The organism is Pseudomonas jilinensis, assembly GCF_003586265.1.
In the GTDB taxonomy this organism is placed as follows: domain Bacteria; phylum Pseudomonadota; class Gammaproteobacteria; order Pseudomonadales; family Pseudomonadaceae; genus Halopseudomonas; species Halopseudomonas phragmitis.
This window is the reverse complement of the sequence record NZ_QJSA01000002.1, coordinates 298434-316240: the sequence shown is the minus strand read 5'-3', so window position 1 is coordinate 316240 and position 17807 is coordinate 298434. Positions and strand designations below refer to the sequence as shown.

At 60.2% G+C, this 17807-nt stretch carries 16 protein-coding genes, 1 tRNA gene and 3 pseudogenes; 15 read left to right on the top strand and 5 right to left on the bottom strand.

Going from position 1 to position 17807, the window contains the following annotated elements; translation table 11 throughout:
- Positions 1-6 precede the first annotated feature (6 nt).
- Positions 7-930 (bottom strand): annotated as a pseudogene (locus C2846_RS19035) (nitrate- and nitrite sensing domain-containing protein); the annotation flags it as partial.
- Positions 931-1655: 725 nt separating this feature from the next.
- Between C2846_RS19035 and C2846_RS03400 the strand changes: the two are divergent.
- The 8 genes from C2846_RS03400 to C2846_RS03360 all read left to right on the top strand — a co-directional run bounded on the left by C2846_RS03400 (position 1656) and on the right by C2846_RS03360 (position 9951).
- Positions 1656-3038, top strand: a complete 1383-nt coding sequence (locus tag C2846_RS03400; protein WP_119700665.1) for a tyrosine-type recombinase/integrase — start codon at positions 1656-1658, stop codon at positions 3036-3038.
- A 314-nt stretch (positions 3039-3352) separates the two neighbouring features.
- Entirely contained in the window at positions 3353-3535 is a 183-nt protein-coding gene (locus C2846_RS19030; protein ID WP_119700664.1) for a helix-turn-helix transcriptional regulator, read from the top strand.
- Complete coding sequence (locus C2846_RS03390) at positions 3536-3856, top strand: hypothetical protein (RefSeq protein ID WP_119700663.1); 321 nt, start codon at positions 3536-3538, stop codon at positions 3854-3856.
- Positions 3853-6531 carry a hypothetical protein gene (locus C2846_RS03385; RefSeq protein ID WP_119700662.1) on the top strand — a complete coding sequence of 893 codons (2679 nt, stop codon included), beginning with the start codon at positions 3853-3855 and terminating at the stop codon, positions 6529-6531. Before C2846_RS03390 ends, C2846_RS03385 begins: the two co-directional genes overlap by 4 nt.
- A gap of 412 nt (positions 6532-6943) precedes the next feature.
- Positions 6944-7300, top strand: a complete 357-nt coding sequence (locus C2846_RS03380) for a hypothetical protein (protein WP_119700661.1) — start codon at positions 6944-6946, stop codon at positions 7298-7300.
- Positions 7297-8694: a hypothetical protein gene (locus C2846_RS03375; protein WP_119700660.1), complete on the top strand. Its 1398-nt coding sequence runs from the start codon at positions 7297-7299 to the stop codon at positions 8692-8694. Before C2846_RS03380 ends, C2846_RS03375 begins: the two co-directional genes overlap by 4 nt.
- Before the next feature lie 10 nt (positions 8695-8704).
- Positions 8705-9454, top strand: a complete 750-nt coding sequence (locus tag C2846_RS03370) for a hypothetical protein (RefSeq protein WP_119700659.1) — start codon at positions 8705-8707, stop codon at positions 9452-9454.
- 245 nt (positions 9455-9699) lie between these two features.
- On the top strand, positions 9700-9951 hold the full coding sequence (locus C2846_RS03360; RefSeq protein ID WP_119700657.1) for a hypothetical protein: 252 nt from the start codon (positions 9700-9702) through the stop codon (positions 9949-9951).
- Between the two features lie 257 nt (positions 9952-10208).
- Here C2846_RS03360 and C2846_RS03355 read toward each other — a convergent pair.
- Positions 10209-10298, bottom strand: a tRNA-Ser gene (locus C2846_RS03355).
- A 188-nt stretch (positions 10299-10486) separates the two neighbouring features.
- Here C2846_RS03355 and C2846_RS03350 point away from each other — a divergent pair.
- The 7 genes from C2846_RS03350 (at position 10487) to C2846_RS03320 (ending at position 14597) form a co-directional block, all read left to right on the top strand.
- Positions 10487-11152 carry a Bax inhibitor-1/YccA family protein gene (locus C2846_RS03350; protein WP_240638141.1) on the top strand — a complete coding sequence of 222 codons (666 nt, stop codon included), beginning with the start codon at positions 10487-10489 and terminating at the stop codon, positions 11150-11152.
- 69 nt (positions 11153-11221) lie between these two features.
- Positions 11222-11611, top strand: coding sequence for a sulfurtransferase complex subunit TusD (gene tusD / locus C2846_RS03345; protein WP_080050582.1), 390 nt, complete (start codon positions 11222-11224; stop codon positions 11609-11611).
- A gap of 2 nt (positions 11612-11613) precedes the next feature.
- On the top strand, positions 11614-11967 hold the full coding sequence (gene tusC, locus C2846_RS03340) for a sulfurtransferase complex subunit TusC (RefSeq protein ID WP_080050581.1): 354 nt from the start codon (positions 11614-11616) through the stop codon (positions 11965-11967).
- 8 nt (positions 11968-11975) lie between these two features.
- Positions 11976-12275 (top strand): sulfurtransferase complex subunit TusB, encoded by a 300-nt coding sequence (gene tusB, locus C2846_RS03335; protein WP_080051737.1) that lies wholly within the window; start codon positions 11976-11978, stop codon positions 12273-12275.
- Complete coding sequence (locus C2846_RS03330) at positions 12272-12610, top strand: TusE/DsrC/DsvC family sulfur relay protein (protein WP_095625457.1); 339 nt, start codon at positions 12272-12274, stop codon at positions 12608-12610. The genes tusB and C2846_RS03330 overlap by 4 nt, the downstream gene beginning before the upstream one ends.
- Positions 12611-12672: 62 nt before the next feature.
- Positions 12673-14115: a cardiolipin synthase gene (cls, locus tag C2846_RS03325; RefSeq protein ID WP_080050579.1), complete on the top strand. Its 1443-nt coding sequence runs from the start codon at positions 12673-12675 to the stop codon at positions 14113-14115.
- A 110-nt stretch (positions 14116-14225) separates the two neighbouring features.
- The gene (locus tag C2846_RS03320) at positions 14226-14597 is read left to right on the top strand and encodes a DUF6746 family protein (protein ID WP_080050578.1); all 372 of its coding nucleotides are present in this window, start codon (positions 14226-14228) and stop codon (positions 14595-14597) included.
- Positions 14598-14604: 7 nt separating this feature from the next.
- On the opposite strand, the gene C2846_RS03315 is transcribed toward C2846_RS03320, so the two are convergent.
- The 3 genes and pseudogenes from C2846_RS03315 to C2846_RS19020 all read right to left on the bottom strand — a co-directional run.
- The gene (locus C2846_RS03315) at positions 14605-16143 is read right to left on the bottom strand and encodes a phospholipase D family protein (RefSeq protein WP_080050577.1); all 1539 of its coding nucleotides are present in this window, start codon (positions 16141-16143) and stop codon (positions 14605-14607) included.
- A 91-nt stretch (positions 16144-16234) separates the two neighbouring features.
- Positions 16235-16777, bottom strand: a pseudogene (locus C2846_RS19025) (methyl-accepting chemotaxis protein); the annotation flags it as partial.
- Positions 16778-17101: 324 nt separating this feature from the next.
- Positions 17102-17227: pseudogene (locus C2846_RS19020) on the bottom strand (HAMP domain-containing protein); the annotation flags it as partial.
- Between the last annotated feature and the right edge of the window lie 580 nt (positions 17228-17807).

Sequence of the window (17807 nt, the reverse complement as noted above, 5' to 3'; positions counted from 1 at the left end):
CTCATCGGCCATACGATTGAGGTTGCCAGCGATCAGGCCGAACTCATCGGTGCCGTGGTAGTTCGCACGGGCGGTCAGGTCGCGCTGAGCCAGGCTGCCGAGCGAGCGATTGAGTTCGGTCACCGCCTGATTGATATTGCGGATGATGACGAACGCCAGCAGCAGCACGGCCAACAACGCCACGCCGACCGCCACCAGGGTAAGCACCAGCGAACGCATGGCCGCTGCATAGCCTGCACTTGCCAGGCGGTTGGCCGCCTGCGCCAAGCCCTGCTCAATCTCGGCCATCATGTCGATACGTTCGGTAGATTTCTGAAACCAGTGTTCAGCATTGACGTTCAACGGCTCCCCCATGCTCACGCTGAAGGCAAGTTGCTGCAGTTGCGCCACTTCCTGAACGCCAGGGTGCTGTATGAGCTGCTCATACTGACGGGTAAAAGCAACATCGGCACTACGCTGGAAGACCTCCCAATAAGCCTGAAACTCGCCCAGATTACGGCTAAAACTCGACAATAGCGTCGAGTCGAAGTAATTCTGGTTGAAGACCACGCCCAGCAAGGCCCGTTCCCGCCCGGCCCGTTCCTTCATCTCAACAAACTGGGTGAGCGATCCCAACGCCCGGGCCAGCGCCACATCGTTCACATCTTCCCCTAAAGCATGGGTGAAACCGATAAGCTCCAGGATCAGGCGGGTGTAACGGGCTCCCGAGTCACGGCCGCTGATACCAAGCCCATCGACCTCGCGACGCAAAACCTCAAGCTCGCCAAACTGTCCGAGGATACCCTGCACTCGTTGATCCGCCGCCGCGCTGCGTCGCAGGTTGGCTAACGCCTGGTCAACATCGGCGCGAAAGACCGACAACTGTTCGCGCATCGAACGGCCCTGGCTGCCAATGAATACCCCGCTGCCGCCACGTTCACGCTGCAACATGGTGACCAGGTTGCTGACATCCTCGGCGAGGACAGTCGCCTGGACGATCTGGCGATTAATATCCAGCGCTTTGAGGCTGTCATTGATGAGCAAACCGGCCAGAACGATGAACCCCAGCATCGGCAAGGCTAGAATTAGCAGTAACTTGCGGCTGAGGCGGATGTTGCGCAAAAGAGTGTCCATGTCGATCTCCTGAGACCGGTCATTGGCTCACTGGGATCGGCCAGCACGAGCAATCAGACGCGGTCATGATTCGGTAAGCCCCCTGGTTCAGGAGCAGCCGTAGTGCCGTCCGTGCACATATGTAGTGCCTGCGGTCTAATTGTCGTAACGCAAGTCTAGCTGCAGCTCAATACGAGCTGTATCCCTCCAAGGTAGTAGATTTGCTGACTTCAGGTTCGGGCGCAATGCAGGGCAACAGCGCGCCTGACAACTCCAGCGTAGCAGAGCAAGTCGAGGAATTAATGGCTGGAGGAAATGTTGTACTGATAAACCGAAAAGGGCTGGGCATTAGAAATAAAAAAACCGGCACAAGGCCGGTTTCTTATTTGTTTGGCGGAGGGACAGTCTGCCTTTTACGCGACACCATGCGACACCCTGCACCTAATCAAAACACCTGAAAGCCTTGCAGTTACTGGGCTACGCTAGTTTTCCTTGTCTTACCTTGTCGCATGACATAGCATTGTGTCCAATTCTTTTTGTTGGAAACAATAGGGGAAACGGTCATGCCGAGGGAAGCCAAAAAGCTGGGTGATAAACAAATCGCTGCACTCAAAAAGCCGGGACTGTACCCGGTCGGTGGAGTCAACGGGCTGGCGCTGCGCGTGACCGCCAAGCGCGGCAAGGATGCCGAAGGCGTGGCGCGTTCCTGGGTGCTGCGTCTGGCCACTGGTGGCATCCGTATCAGCAGCAACGGCAAGCCATTTGCCGAGCGCCGCGACTTCGGTTTGGGTGGCTATCCTGACGTTAGCTTATCCGAAGCACGCCAGCGAGCCGCAGAGCTTCGGCAGCAGTTCCGGGCCGGTATTGATCCGGTGGAGCAGCGCAAGGCCGAACGGGCCGAACGGCTGGCACAGATCGCCAAGGTTCGCACGTTCGAGGAGGTGGCGCGGGAGTGCTTCAAGGTGCGCGAGTCTGAGTTCCGCAACCCCAAGCACGCCGCCCAGTGGATTGGCACGCTCGAGACTTACGCCTTCCCGACTATCGGACGCCTGCCGGTGGCCGAGATCAGCACGGCGCATATAGTGGAACTGCTGTCGCCGATATGGACAACCAAGCACGAAACGGCAACCCGTGTGCGCCAGCGTATCGGCACCGTGATTGACTACGCCACGGCTGCGGAGCTGAGATCCGGGCCGAACCCTGCCGACATGAAAGGCAATCTGCGGGAGCTGCTGCCCAAGTCTGCCGCCGTCCGCAAAAAGGCCGGAGGGAAAAAGCACCACCCGCGCGTGCCGGTGGATGGCATGACGGCATTCATGGCGGATCTGCGAACCCGCACCAGTATCAGCGCCGTGGCTCTGGAGTTCGCTGTGTTGACCGCTGCCCGGTCGGGTGAAGTCAGGGGCGCGACCTGGGGCGAGTTCGACCTGAAAGCCCGTGTGTGGTCGCTGAGTGCCGAGCGCATGAAAGCCGACCGACCGCACAAGGTGCCATTGTCTGACGCTGCTGTGGCGCTGCTGGAGCGCCTGCCGCGTGGTTCTGCCGCTGACCTTGTGTTTCCGGGCTTCAAGGGCCGGGAATTGTCCGATGCCACCCTGGGCAAGATGATCCGCGACATGCACGAAGCACAGACCAAAGCAGGGGGCGCAGGCTACCTTGACCCGGATCAGGGGCGCATTGCTACGCCACACGGCACGGCGCGTTCGAGCTTCAAGGACTGGAGCCGCCGCAGCACGTCCCGCGTGATGGCTGACGGCAACCGCTCGAGCTTCCCGGATGAATGGGCAGAGCTTGCCTTGGCGCACGTCAACAATGACCAGACCCGCGCCGCCTATGCGCGGGATGAATTGCTCGAGGAACGCCGCGAACTGATGCAGGCGTGGGGTGAGTATCTGGCAGGTAAGACTACAGCAGCAGGACGGCTTGACACCCAACAAAAACCCTAGATATAGTGTGACACACGACAGGACACACAACCCCTGCCGTTTTAATGCAGCTTGAGCGAATGTCATCCCCAGCGCGTAAGCGTTCCGGCAGAGCCGGTGTCCATGGCAGAGGGTTTTGGTTTAGCTCATAAAAGTGGCGAGGCCACTGGCTATGCGGATCAGCAACTGATCGACCGCTGGCTAGTGTTTGCCGCCCACTGCATACAATCTGAATGCACTGTGGCGATGCCATGGGTAGCGAATCGATCGATATTGATTAGCAGCCCGTGCATCGCCTTTTTTGTGTGTGCGTGCCGGGTGCTGGAGAAACCGACATGAGCACAACACTCGCCCCGCAATACATCACTGACGTTCAGATCGCCGCCGCGTTTGCCGTTTCCCGCTCAACTGTTTGGCGCTGGGTAAAAGAAGGCCGACTGCCCCAACCTGTAAAGCTGTCACCTGGCTGTACCCGCTGGCGCTTGGATCAGATCCAGCAATTGCAGGGGGCCGCATAAATGACAGACAAGAAAAAGGCCAACCAAAAGGCCAGCCCGAAAAATACGCACCCTGATAATACCATAGCTTTCGAGCTGGTCGGTTTGGTCTATCAGGCGATCAGCAATGCCGTTTGCATCACTACCGCCACCAAGGCGCAGACCGATGCCATAACAGGCTTTTGCATACGTCTGGACACCCTGTTTGACAACATCGAGCGCCACACCGATCAGTCATTCAGTGACGAGTTCAACGCCATCATTGCCACCGCTCTGATGATCTGGGAAGCGTGCGAGTCCGGCACAGTGTCGATTGCGTATCGGCAGGAGGTGCTGCAATGACCGCACCCCTAACCATCGCCACCAGCAGCAACCCCCAACGCCTGACCAAGCTGTGGCAGATCAAGGACGACAAGCCGGTGAAACAACAAGCCGGGGAAATGGTCGCCGGTCACGTCAACGTAGTGGATCTGCCGACCCCTGCCGACCTGGCCGCCGCGCTCGAGCAAATGGAATGCAACCAGGCGTTAATCTTCGGCCTTCCACCTGTAGCGTCCGCGCCTGTGGTCACACAAGCGCAACTGCCGACCGCACCCGCTGGAACGATTGCCCGGACAAAGGAAACTTTCAAATGGCACGCCGGGCCGGGCTGGCTACTGCTGGACGGCGACCCGCTGCCCGGTGATGAACCGCTGACCCGTGACCAGTGGCTGGCGCTGCTGTGCAAGGTCGCACCCGCTCTGGCTGATGCGCCCTGTGTGTGGGGCGTGAGCAGTTCAAGCTGCATTCACAACAGCGAAACCGGCGAGCAGATAACAGGCGTTCGAGGGCAGCGGCTGTATGTCCTGGTAGCTGATGCCCGCGATATTCCGCGAGCAGGCAAGGTACTGTTTGAACGCCTGTGGCTGGCCGGGCGTGGCCGCTATGTGGTGAGCAAGTCAGGCAAGACCCTAAGCCGCGCCGCCGTGGACGCCAGCGTGTGGCAGACCAACCGCCTCGACTTTGCCGCGCCGCCTGTGTGCATTGCACCGCTTGAGGCACGCCGACCGGCACCCGAGGCGCTGAACAATGACGCCGCGCCGCTGGACACCGCCCAAGCCCTGCCGGATCTAACCGAAGCCGAGCGCCAACAACTGGCCGACATTCAGGCCGCAGAGCGTGGCTGTGATGATCTGCTGGCCGAAATCCACCTAGCGCGTGAATCATGGATTGAAGAGCGCCTGGCCGCAGTGGCTGACCTGCCCGAAGCCGAGCAACAGGAAGCCCGCGAGCGTTTGCGTGATGCCGTGGAGCGTGGCCGCCTGTTTGGTGACTTCGAGCTGATCCACTCGAGTGGCCGCCGCGTGATGGTCGGGGATCTGCTGGACAACCCCGACCAGTGGCACGGCGAGCGTTTCCATGATCCGCTCGAGCCGGATTATTCCAACGGCGACAAGCGGATTGCCTGGGCCAACCTGAAAAGCGGTGGCGCACCGTACATTTACAGTCACGCGCATGGCGGCACCCGTTACCGTCTGCTGCGTCCGGTGCAGCAGTTAAAGCTGCAACAAGGCGAGCTGCCCCAGGTACTGCCCAAGATCATGCAGCGCCTGGCACTGGATGGCGAGATATTCGAGCGCGGGGGGCGTCTGATGCGCCTGGCTGATGGCGAGCTGTTGACCGTTGAAAAACCGTGGCTGCAAACGTACCTCGAGGGCGCTTTCCGCTTTCTGGTGTTCGATGGCCGAAGCGGCGAATGGTCAGTGCGCGATTGCCCCGACAAGGTGGCCGCCCGTGTCATGGCTGCCCGTGGTGCGTGGGATCTGCCGAAAGTCACAGGCCTGGTATCGTTTCCCGTGATGCGCCCGGACGGCAGCGTTATCACTCAACCAGGCTTTGATGAGGCGACCGGCCTGCTGTACCTGAGCGATAGCAACAGCCGACCCGTGCCGCACCCGCTCGACCGGGCCGGACTGGCCGAGGCATTGCGCCGGATATGGGAACCGTTCGCCCTGTTCCCGTTCGACAGCGACACAAGCCGAGGCGTGTTTCTGGCTGCGCTGCTGACCACCGTTTGCCGGGCTGCGCTGCCGACAGCGCCGGGCTACCTGGTGCGGGCCTATACGGCAGGCACTGGCAAAACCCTGCTGTCTGAATGCCTGATGATGCTGGCCGGTGCGCCCGAAAAGGCAATGCCGCTGCCCGAGGGAAACCCGGAGGAAATCGGCAAACGCCTGTTTTCCATCCTGCTGACGGGCCGGGCCGGTGCTGTGTTGGACAACCTGACAGGCGTTATCGACAGTGCTGACCTGTGCGTGTTTCTGACCAGCGCCGAACCCGAGGGGCGTATTTTGGGCCAGTCCGAAACTCGAAGCGCAATCAACCGCGTGTTGTGGGTGCTCAACGGCAACAACGTCACGGCAGGCGGTGACACCTTCCGGCGCATTCTGCCGATTGGCCTGGACGCCGATTGCGAGTCACCCGAGCGCCGCAAGTTCGCGTTCAACCCCCGAGACTTGATCCGCGACCGCCTGGACGCCTACCGGGCCGACCTGCTGAGCGTGCTGCTGTCTTATCAGTGGGAAGGTGCGCCCGTAATCGCTGCCGGTGGCTTGGGGAGCTTCGACGAATGGGAAAGCCTGGTGCGCCAGTGCGTGTGCTGGCTGATCCGTGAGGGCGTCACCCCTGCCCCTATGGCTGACCCGGTGGAAGTGCTGCAACTGAGCAAGGCCGAAGATCCCTATCACCAGCAGCATATTGAAGTGCTGCAAGCCTGGTGGGAGTTGTACGGCGACCGTGAAGTCAAGGTGCGCGAAATTGCCAAGCTGGTGGCCGGTGGCGAGTTCGGACAAACCAAGGCCGAGGCTGCATTCATTGAGGCCGTGTGCGAGATTGCGCCGCCGCGCGGTGGGTTTAACGGCAGATACTTTGCCGGATGGCTCCGAAGGCACAAAGGGCGCGTAGTCGCCGGGCTGCGTGTTGACCCGGGCGACCAGCAGCGCAAGGAACCCGGCTGGCGTGTGACCATGCGGTTTTAACCACCAACAGCCCCAGCACCCGCTGGGGCTTTTACGTTAAGAGGGGGATTAGTGGGATTATTGGTATTTTTTCCAACCCCAAGGGGAAAACTGTCATGACATATTTCATATAGGGGTCAGGAAATATCCCACTAATACCACTAATCCCCCCTTTTGCTCGGTGACTTGCACCTGACGGCAGACCCCGGCGCTTGAACGAGCAGAACCAGCCGCAGAACCTGCAACCCCAAAACCCCACACCCTCGAGCAGCGCCCTGCTTTTTCACCCTCTGGCGGACAGTTACTCCGCATAATGCCTAGAACCCGCGCAGCCTGTGGCTTTGCGGCCTTTCGTTTCCAACAAAAAAACCAACAACAGAGGCAAAAACCGTGCTAAAGTTACTGCGTGTTTATACAGTGATTGCAGGCAGTTATGACCAAAGCCCAGACACCCCCGGTCAAGTTCGAGCGCGGTTTCCTCGAACGCTTAGACCACCGCACGACCGCCGCCCAGGTACTGCGCGACCAATGGGAGGAAATGACCACGGATCTGGGGGGCGCTGACCGACTGAGTCTTGCGCAGCGGATGCTGATAGAGCGTGCCTTGTGGCTGCACTACTGGCTGAGGGCGCAAGAACAGAGCCTGGCTGACGGCGGTGACTTCGACGTGGGCAAGCACGCCGCCGCCACCAATACGCTGCAAGGCGTGCTGGCCAAGCTGGGCCTGCACCGCGTGGCGCGTGACGTGCCGGATCTGGCGCAGTACCTGAAAGCGAAGGCCGGCCAATGAGCGTCACGATACGCGACCTGATGACAGACCCGGCATTGTTCGGGGATCAGTTCGGCGGCGAGAGCTGGACGGCATGGCGTGCGCTGCTGGCAGGCTTCTACGGGCTGGAACTGACCAAGGATGAGCTTACCCACTGGCAGGCGCTGACGGGCCGCCAGAGCGCACCAGAGGCCGCGCATGATGAACTATGGATGGCCATTGGCCGCAGAGGCGGGAAAAGTAATATAGCCGCCCTGCTGGCCGTGTTCGAGGCGTGTTTCCGTGACCATCGCGACCGGCTGGCACCGGGTGAGGTGGCGACCGTCCTATGCCTGGCCGCTGACCGCAAGCAGGCGCGTGCCGTGTTCCGGTATATCGTCGGCCTGCTGAATGCCTGCCCGATGCTGCAACGGCTGATTGTCCGCGAGACTACCGAGACCCTGGAGCTTGCCAACCGGGCCGCCATCGAGGTGGGCACGGCATCATTCAGGGCGACCCGTGGCTATACCTTCGCCGCCGTTATCGCTGATGAGATCGCATTCTGGCGCAGCGAGGACACCAGCAACCCCGATTTTGAGATTCTGAACGCGGTGCGCCCTGGCCTTGCCACCCTGGAAGGGCCGCTGCTGTGCTTGTCGTCACCCTACGCCCGGCGCGGTGCCTTGTGGGAAGCCTACCGCAGCCACTACGGCAAGCCTGGGCCGCAGCTAGTCGCCCAGGCACCAACCCTGAGCATGAACCCCAGTCTACCCGCCCGGATTGTAGAGCAGGCGCTAGAGCGCGACCCGGCCAGCGCCTCGGCTGAGTACCTGGCGCAGTTCCGCAACGACATTTCCGCCTTTATCACCCGCGACCTGGTGGACAACAACGCCCGCACCCGTCCGCTGGTGCTGCCGCCGCGATCCGGCCTGACCTACGCTGCGTTTGTGGACGTTGCAGGCGGTGGCGCTGATGAATACACCCTGGCGATCAGCCACAAGGAAGGCAACCGCACGGTGATTGATGGCGTATGGGGCGAGCGAGGCGACCCGGCAACCATCACCGCGAACTATGCCCAGATCATGCGCCAGTACCGGATCACCCGCTGCACCGGGGACAGGTTCGCCGCTGAGTGGCCGCGTGCCGAGTACAAAAAGCACGGCATCACCATGACGCCCAGCGACCTGAACCGCTCGGAGCTGTATATCGAACTGCTGCCGCTACTCCAGACCGGCGCAATCGAATTGCCGCCCGATGAAAAGGCACTTGTTCAATTCACCCTGCTGGAGCGCCGCACTGGTCGCAATGGCCGGGACACTATCGACCACCCCACCGGCAACAACAGCCACGACGACCGCTGCAACGCCATTGCCGGCGCAGCCTGGCTGGCAAGTCACAGAAACGAACTCCCCCGCGTTATTTTCAAAATGTACTGAGGAAACGACCATGCAAAAACGACCGAGCTATAACGTCAATCCAGCCCTGCCGCCCCTAGAACGCAGCGCCAATCTGACCGCCGCCGATGGCTGGCGCGAGTCGATCACCAGCGCCGCCGGGCAATTCAGTCATGATGCTGCCTTGAACAAGGCATTGACCGTACACGGCAGCCTTGTGGGTGCGCTGGACGCGCTGGAAACGGTACGGCAGACCCGCAACCCTGAGCACACCCCGGCGCAGCACCTGGGCGAAGTGCAACGCCAGGCCCGCAAGCTGTCGGAGGTGTATATCAAGCGCGCACAGGAGGCGCTGAACGAACTGGATCAGCGCATAACCCGCGCAGACTCGGAGATTGCCGAGCGCATTGGCGTAGGCCGCGCCGACCCGGCAGACGGCGGCGAGATTCGCGCCATTCTGCGAAGCCTGGAGCCAGAGGAACGGCATAGGGCGATTCTGAATGCTATCGAGCAGGGAGACACGGCCACCCTCGCCGCTGTCTGGCATGGTCGCCCGCTCACCGTAGGGCTGGAGCCGTCCGCGATGGAAGGACTCAAACAGCGTGCATCCGCCACCCATGCGCCTGATCTGCTGCAATTCAAGCAGTCCCTGCACAAAGCACGGAACCTGGTAGATGAGGCGTCACGCGAAGTCCTGTTGCTGTCAGATAAAGCCGCAGGCAATCCAGTTGCTCAAAAGCAGTTTGCCGATCAGGTGGTGCAAGCTGATATGGCGATGGCCGAGCTTGCCCGGCGCATGTGACATACGGCCTGAAGCTGCTGCTCCGGACAAGCGCCCCGGTGTGGCGGTGGATGGCCACCCTTTCGGAGTATCAGCGATGCCTGATGACATTCGCCTGATTAGTCGGCACGCCGCCGCAGAACCTTACATGGCTATCGTCGCCGGTCGGCACCTGCACCGCCGCCACAATGAAACCTTGGGCCAGTTCGTCGCACGCGCTGAGATCGAGGCGGCACGGCACAGGGAATCAGGCTGGTATCGGTCGCATGGAGCTTGAGCCGAGCGAGCCTATCGGTTCACCCACGCCAGAGCGCGACCTGTGGGGCGCTGTGCTGGCCATGCTGCTGGATGATGCGCTGGGGTATTGGCGCGGCAGCTATGGGCCAGCCATTGCGCAGGAACAGGCGTTCGATGATGTATTGCGTGTGGGGCCGATGCTACGGCACTGCTGTCAGTTCACCGGGCATAACCCGCAGTGGATAGCTGAACGGTTTGTTCGGCTGCTGGAGTGCGGCTAGATGTTCGCAAAATGCTGAAGTCTCTTAATGTAGGTGAAAGCATTTTTGCTGGCACCTATTCAGACATCCAAGGCAAGAGCCAGCCGTGTTTTAAACTAGACCGCTACCATACCGACCCCTTGCAGGCGCTGGGCTGAGAACGTGCGGCTGCTGGAGCAAGACACAAAAAAACGCCCCACTTGAGCAATTCTCATTGTGGGGCGCTTTGTTGGTTACAAATCAGAATGCGCTGCAACTGCTTGATTTATAACGGCATGTGGCGGAGGGACAGGGATTCGAACCCTGGGAAGGCTTTCACCTTCGCCGGTTTTCAAGACCGGTGCATTCAACCGCTCTGCCATCCCTCCACGGCCCGCAATACTACCGGAAAGCTGAGCCTAGTCAATGGCCTGCGTGTGTTATTGCGCAAATAGACTGTTAACCGGTTGGCGTATGAAACAGCTCGAAACCCCTCATGCCTTGATTTGACGCTTCCAGCAGGTATGATCACAGCATCCATCAAGGATTGACCAAGGGGAGCCCTGCACTTATGAATATCCAAGAGCGCCATAACGCCCTGCACCATGCAGGTGTCAACGAGGCGGAAGTCAGCAAGCTGTTTCGCAATACCTACAGCCTGCTGGCCATGACCATGGCATTCAGTGCCTTCATTGCACTGATGTCGATGAGCCTGAACCTGCCGCACCCTGGCCTGATCATCACCCTGGTCGGCTTCTACGGGCTGCTGTTCGCCATTTCCAAGTTCCGTAACTCTGGCATGGGGTTGGTTCTGACCTTCGCGCTGACCGGGTTCATGGGTTACACCCTGGGGCCGATTCTCAACGTCTACCTGTCTTTGCCCAACGGCGGCCAACTGGTCAGCATGGCGCTGGGCATGACTGCGTTGGTGTTCTTTGGTCTGTCGGCGTACGCGATTATTACCCGCAAGGATTTCAGCTTCCTGTCCGGCTTCATTCTGGCGGGCTTCATCGTACTGCTGTGCGCCATTGTTGCCAGCTTCTTCATCCAGATAAGCGGCCTGCAACTGGCCATCTCCGCCGGCTTCGTGCTGTTCTCCTCGGCGGTGATCCTGTATCAGACCAGCGCCATCATTCATGGCGGTGAAGACAACTACATCATGGCCACTGTGACGCTGTTCGTGTCCATCTACAATCTGTTCCTCAGCCTGCTGCAGTTGCTGGGTGTGTTCAACAACGATTGATCGGCACGCTTTTGTTTATACTAATGAGGCCCGCCCAGTGCGGGCCTCATTGCTTCAGGTGGTCTATCGATGAATTTCGCCATTGCCTTGCTGGCTGGCCCGCAAGATCCTGCGGCCCGCTCCGCACTCAATTTTGCTCGTGCAGTAGTAGATGCCGGGCACGAGATCAACCGTTTGTTTTTCTATCGGGACGCGGTGCATATCGCCTCGAATCTGGGTGTGCAGCCCCAGGATGAAAACGACATCACCCACGAGTGGCGCCAGTTCATCACTGAACACAAGCTTGATGCGGTGGTGTGTATTGCCGCGGCGCTGCGCCGTGGAGTGCTGAATGAAGAAGAAGCCCAGCGCTGGGATCGTCACGCCGCCAATACCGGCACACCTTGGGATCTTTCCGGGCTGGGCCAGTGGGTCGATGCGCTGCAAAGCGCTGACCGGGCCGTGAGTTTTGGGAGCTGAACATGAAAAGCCTGCTGATCATCAGTCGCCACCCCCCTACCCGCCTCGCCGCCCGTGAAGCCCTGGACATGACACTGGCCGCTGCGGCCTTTGGCGTCCCCGTAGGTATGTTGTTCATGGATGACGGGGTGCTGCAACTGCTCAAGGGGCAGGACGCCAGTCTGATCGAGCAGAAGTCCCTGGCTGCCAACCTCCAGGCGCTGCCCCTGTTCGGCGTTGAAGACCTGCTGGCCTGTCAGCGCTCACTCAGCGCCCGGGGGCTGACACTTGAGCACTGCGCCCTGCCGGTACGTGCACTCGAAGGCGTCGAGATCGCTACGCTGATGGAACACTACGATCAGATCATCAACCTGTGAGCCCTGCCATGCTGCATATTGTTCGCCACTCACCCCACAACGAACCGCGTCTGAGTTCCTGCCTGCAGGTTCTGGTCGAGGATCAGGGACTACTGTTGATCGAAGACGCGGTGTACGCCCTGTTGCCCGGCAGTGAAGCTCGCCAACAGCTGAGCCAGCTGGCCCCTGGCATACAACTGTTTGCCCTTGAGCCTGACCTGCTGGCCCGCGGGCTGGCGCTGGATGATCTGCCTGCAGGGGTCAGCAGTATCGATTATCAGCGGATGGTCGACCTGTGCGTTAGTTACGACAAGGTGGTGAGCTGGTGACCACATCGATTAAAAGCGACGGGCTGAATGTACCGCTGGACAAGCACGGCTTTCTGGTCAACCTCGAGGACTGGTCCGAAGCGGTAGCCGCTGAACTGGCCCGCAGCGAAGGGATTGAGCTCTCCGCCGAGCATTTCGAGGTCATTCATGCCCTTAGGCGCTTTTATGCGCAGTTCCAGCTGTCCCCGGCCATGCGCCCGCTGGTCAAGTACATTGGCCAGGAACTGGGAGCGGACAAGGGCAACAGTATGTATCTGATGAAGCTGTTTCCCGGCAGCCCGGCCAAGCTGGCCAGCAAGATTGCCGGACTGCCCAAGCCAGACAACTGTTTGTAAGCAGCCGGAAGTTGCCAGGCCTGCTACAGTAACCGTGCCCAACAGCCATTACCGGGAGAGCAATGGACAACCTGCAAACCATTCTGGGCCTGATTGGGGCGGTGTTGTATTGGTTGTTTACCGCCGCGGTAACCATTCGCGTTATTACCCGTCGTCGCCCGGTCAGCGTGACCCTGGCCTGGCTGCTGGTGATTTATATTCTGCCGCTGTTGGGCGCAGTGTTTTACCTGATGTTTGGCGAGCTCAACCTGGGCCGCAAGCGGGCAGCCCGCTCCGAGGCCATGGTCGAACCCTACCTGGAAAACCTGGCCAATGGGTTCGCCGGGCTGCGCAGGCCATGGCCCGGTGGGCAACTTACCCTGGCTATTCACCAATTGCTGTCTCATCGCATGGGCATCGGTGCGCTGGGTTACGAACAGATGCGCCTGCTCGACAGCCCTGAGAGCATTTTCGAGCAGCTCTGTACCGATGTCCGCAGCGCCCAGCACAGCATCAACATTCTGACCTACATCTGGCATCCCGGAGGCCGGGTTGATGAACTGGCCGAGGCCTTGATCGAGGCCAGTCAGCGTGGAGTCAAGGTCTCGCTGCTGATCGACCATGCCGGCAGCCGTAAATTCTTTCGCTCACGCTGGCGCACCCGCATGGTCGATGCCGGTATCGCCGTGGTGCCGGCGCTGCCGGTGCGCCTGTTGCGCGCCCTGGTCCACCGCATCGATCTGCGCATGCACCGCAAGCTGATAGTAATTGATGATCGGCTGGCCTTTACCGGCTCTATGAACATGGCTGACCCGGCGTTCTTCAAGCGTGAAGCCGATGTCGGCCCCTGGATCGACATCATGCTGCGCATCGAGGGCCAGGCGGCAACCGGGCTGGCCAAGGTATTCGCCTGGGACTGGGAGGTCGAGACCGGCCAGCGGCGGCTGCCCAAACTGGAAGCCGGACAGCTTGGCTGCCATCAGTGGATGTCGATCATTCCATCGGGTCCCGGTGTTGGTGATGACCTGATCGGGCAGGCAGTGCTATCGAGCATCTACCGGGCCAACGAAAGCATTGTCATCAGCACGCCCTACTTTGTGCCTTCGGAAAGCATTTTCGAGGCGCTATGTCAGGCCGCCAAGCGCGGTGTGCGGGTACAGGTGCTGCTACCCAAGCACAATGACTCGCTGATGGTCGGCTGGGCCAGCCGTTCCTATTTCGAGCCGTTGCTGCGGGCTGGTGTTGAGATTCTGCAGTTCGATGGTGGACTGCTGCATACCAAAGCGATGCTGATGGATGATCAACTCGCCCTGGTCGGCAGCGTCAACCTGGATATCCGCAGCCTGCAACTCAATTTTGAACTGACCGTAGCGCTGTTCACTCCGGAAAGCTGCGCACATATTCGCCAGCTGCTCAGGGGCTATATGGCCCGCAGCGAGGCCCTTGAACTGGACCGCTGGCAACAACGCAGCCGCCCGGCACGGGCACTGGAGCGGTTGATGTTCTTCATGAGTCCGCTACTCTGAAGCCGCTCTACTACCCAGCCTGTACATTATCGCCCTGCCCGCTAGACAACGCAGGCAAGCACTGCTAGATTCTCAATTGCGTATGATTATCATTTACTATCGAGGTGATTATGAGAGTCTTCCTGCTACCTGTAACCCTCACGGCTGCGCTGATGTCAGTCAATACCGCGCTGGCCAGCGGCGATATCGAGCACTTCAAGGGGCTGCCCGCCAATAGCCTGGAACAGGCTCTGAGCAACTTCGTTGAATACAACAAGCGGCTGGAAAACATCCTGGCCGGAGAGCTCACCACCGAGACCATGACCCAGGTACACGAACTCACCTATACCCTGGAGAACGCCCTGGAACGGATCCGCCAGGACAGCGCAGAGCTGGCGGAAACCCTGGAGGAAGTGCACCTGGCCTCGGAGCGTTATGATGCAGAAGCCGTGCGCAAACATGGCCAGGACTACCTCAAGGTATCGAGCCAACTGGTTCATTAGGGTAACGCTACAGCTGGCTCTCGATCGGCAACAGACGTAATAGCCAGGTCATGATGCGTCGGGTCGGACCTGCCTTGGGCTCTCGGGTCCAGGTCTGACCCTCGGCGTGCCACTGCAGACGCCCCTGTTCATCCAGACTCAGGCGGTAGGCGTAATCGTCCGAAGTCCAGCGCTCAAACAGCTCGACCATCTCCCCAGCCAGCGCCGGCTGCTGCACCAGAACTCCGGCCTCGGTATTGAGGCTGATCGAGCGCGGGTCCAGATTGATCGAACCGACGAACACCCGCTCGCGGTCGAACACAAAGGTTTTGGCATGCAGGCTGGCTACCGACTCACCCAGAAACGGGCTGGCACGCTCCTGCTGGGCAGCCAGCGGGCGTAACTCCCAGATACGTACCCCATGCGCCAGCAACGGCTCGCGGTAGCGCACATAGCCACTGTGTACGGCCAGGACATCAGTGGTGGCCAACGAGTTGGTCAAAATCGAGACCTCCAGCCCCTGATTGACCATATCCATCAGAAAACCCTGACCGTCGGCGCCCGGCACGAAATAAGCCGTCATCAACTGCAGCTCATGCTGGCTGGCACGCACCTGCCGGGCCAGGTGCATACCCAGGTAGGGAACCTGATTATGGTCGCCGTGGGGGTCGGCCTTGTCCGGCGGGTCAGCCAGCCAGGTTGCCTCCCCCCAGTGCCAACTGACCTTGTTGTCGGTAAACGGCTGATTAAACGGAGAACCTTCTACCGCTTTCTGATACGGGCCCTGGCGCAGGTCGGTACTGACAGACTCCAGGCGCTTGCGTAGCCGCACCAGTTCGGAACGCCCGGGGCGTCGGGTCAAAAGACGCACAGGTACCGATTTGTGGCTGTTCCAGTAGGCATCAAAACTGTTGCTGGCGGCTCGGCTGATCGGGCCGATACCCAACACATCGATATCCTGAAAGTCCAGCTCGCTCAAGGCGAAATACTCATCGCCAATATTGCGTCCACCGGTAATCATCGCCTGGTTGTCGGCGATCAGCACCTTGTTGTGCATGCGATAATTGATCCGTCCGAACTCGCCAACCTTGCTGACATAACGCAGCCAGCCCTGGCGTAAACTGAGCGGATTGAACAGCCGAATCTCGATATTGGGGTGCTGGTCCAGGGTAGCGATCTTGAACTCATTGACCCCACTGCCAATATCATCCAGCAGCAGCCGCACCCTCACCCCACGGTCAGCCGCACTCAGCAGGCGCTCTGCAATCAGCCCGCCGGTTACATCGCCATTGTAGATGTAGTACTGGATATCCAGGCTTTGGCGAGCCTGCTCGATCAGATGCAGGCGCGCGGCCAGCGCATCCATACCGCGATAGAGCAGACTGAAGCCCGACAACCCTGACTCCTGGCCGGCCACCGCTGCTTCGACATAGCCCCCGATCAAGCCATCGCTGGCGGCAGGCTGGGCATGCTCAAGAGGCAGATCCTGTGGTGGCAGGCGTGTTGCACAGCCGCTCAACAGAACGACCAGCAACAACCAGCCCAGCGGGCTCCTGAATGCGTTCAAGCCAATGATTCCCTGTAGGCTGTGGTCATCCAGGCATTCTAGTCAGTCAGCCTCCCACGGTCATCTTTTATACCCACTGGACTCGTTCTTATCACACCCTGAAAGCGTTGGCCGCCTCGCGGCCCTGCTGAGCCAGGCGCTCCTGGGCAGTGGCAGTCTGAGACAGCTCGGCCATGGCCTGGGCGGTGCGTTCGGCATCCTGACGAATGCCATCCAGGGTCTGGCCCATGCCCTGAGCCCGCTGATTTTCATCCCGGACCGCCCGGTCGATGGCCCGGGTTGCCTGACTGATATCTCCAACCTGATCACGAATCCGTACCAGCAGCCCCTCGGCCTCGGCTGCCCCGTGCAGACACTGGGTCGCGCTATCCTGCTCCTTGCGCAAGCCTGCCGAAGCGTCAGCTACAGTTGAGCGCAAGCGGTCGAGCATGGTCTGGATCTGACCGGTAGCCTCCTGAGTACTGCTGGAAAGCCGCCTGACCTCATCGGCCACTACCGCAAAGCCACGGCCATGCTCGCCGGCTCGGGCAGCTTCGATCGCAGCATTGAGCGCCAGCAGGTTGGTCTGCTCGGCAATCCCTTCAATGGTATCGAGTACCGACACGATAGCGCCGGCGGCCTGCTCCAGTTGCTGCATGCTGTCACAGGACTGGGTGACTTCATCGGACAACTGCCGGATCAACTGGCTCACCTGGCGTACCGCTTCGTGCCCCTGCACAGCGCCATCATCGGCCAGCCGCGCCTGCTCAGCGGCTTGGCTCACCAACCCGGTGATCGCCTGAAGCGCCCGCTGCAAGGCTCTGGATTCAGCATCCAATGCTTGCAAAGCCTGCTGCTGGCGCTCAGCGGCGGCCTGGCACTCATTACCGATACCAACCGTGCGAGTGCTGGCTGAGGCCGTGTCTTCGGCGGTCTGACGAATCCTGGCGACCAATCCAGAAAAGGTTTCGAACAGTTGGTTCAGTGAGGCGGCAATCTGAGCGATCTCATCACGCCCACGTACCGGCAGACTAATACGCAAATCCCGCTCACGGGCGCTTTGCCCGATGGTGCCGCTCAAGCGCGTCAGCGGCGTTGCAATCATTCGGGTCAGCCACCAAGAGGCCAGAGCTGCCAATGCCCCCAGCACAACCACCGCCAGCCCCACAGCCAGCATGATGTCATGGCTCAGACGCGCCACCGCGCCAAAACTCTCAGCCAGCGACTGTTCGGTAATCAATGCATAGCGCTCACCACCCAGCATCACCGGTTGCCAACTCATCAATACCGTCTCACCCAGCAGGTTGGTTTGCCGGCCAAGGCCACTCTCACCCTCCAGTGCCGCTTTCAGCGCAGGGCTGTCGATCCGCAGCCGACCATTGAGCTGACGGTAGCGCTGAATAGCCTGAGCGTCACCAGCTTGCTGACCGGACAGGTTCAGGCGTGCCAGCGTGGCATCCGGCTGTTCGAGCATTGCCCGCGGTTCGGTGATCAGACGTCCATCAGAGGCAACCAGATAGGAGTCGCCGGTATCACCCAGACCAATTGCAGCCCAATTGCCACCGGCAGTCATGATCTGTGTGAAGCGCTCAGCCGGCATCTGTACTACCAGAAAGCCCAATGGCTTGTCGGGGCTATAAACCGGGTGGAATACCGGCACGCCGAAGAACACCACATGCTGGTTG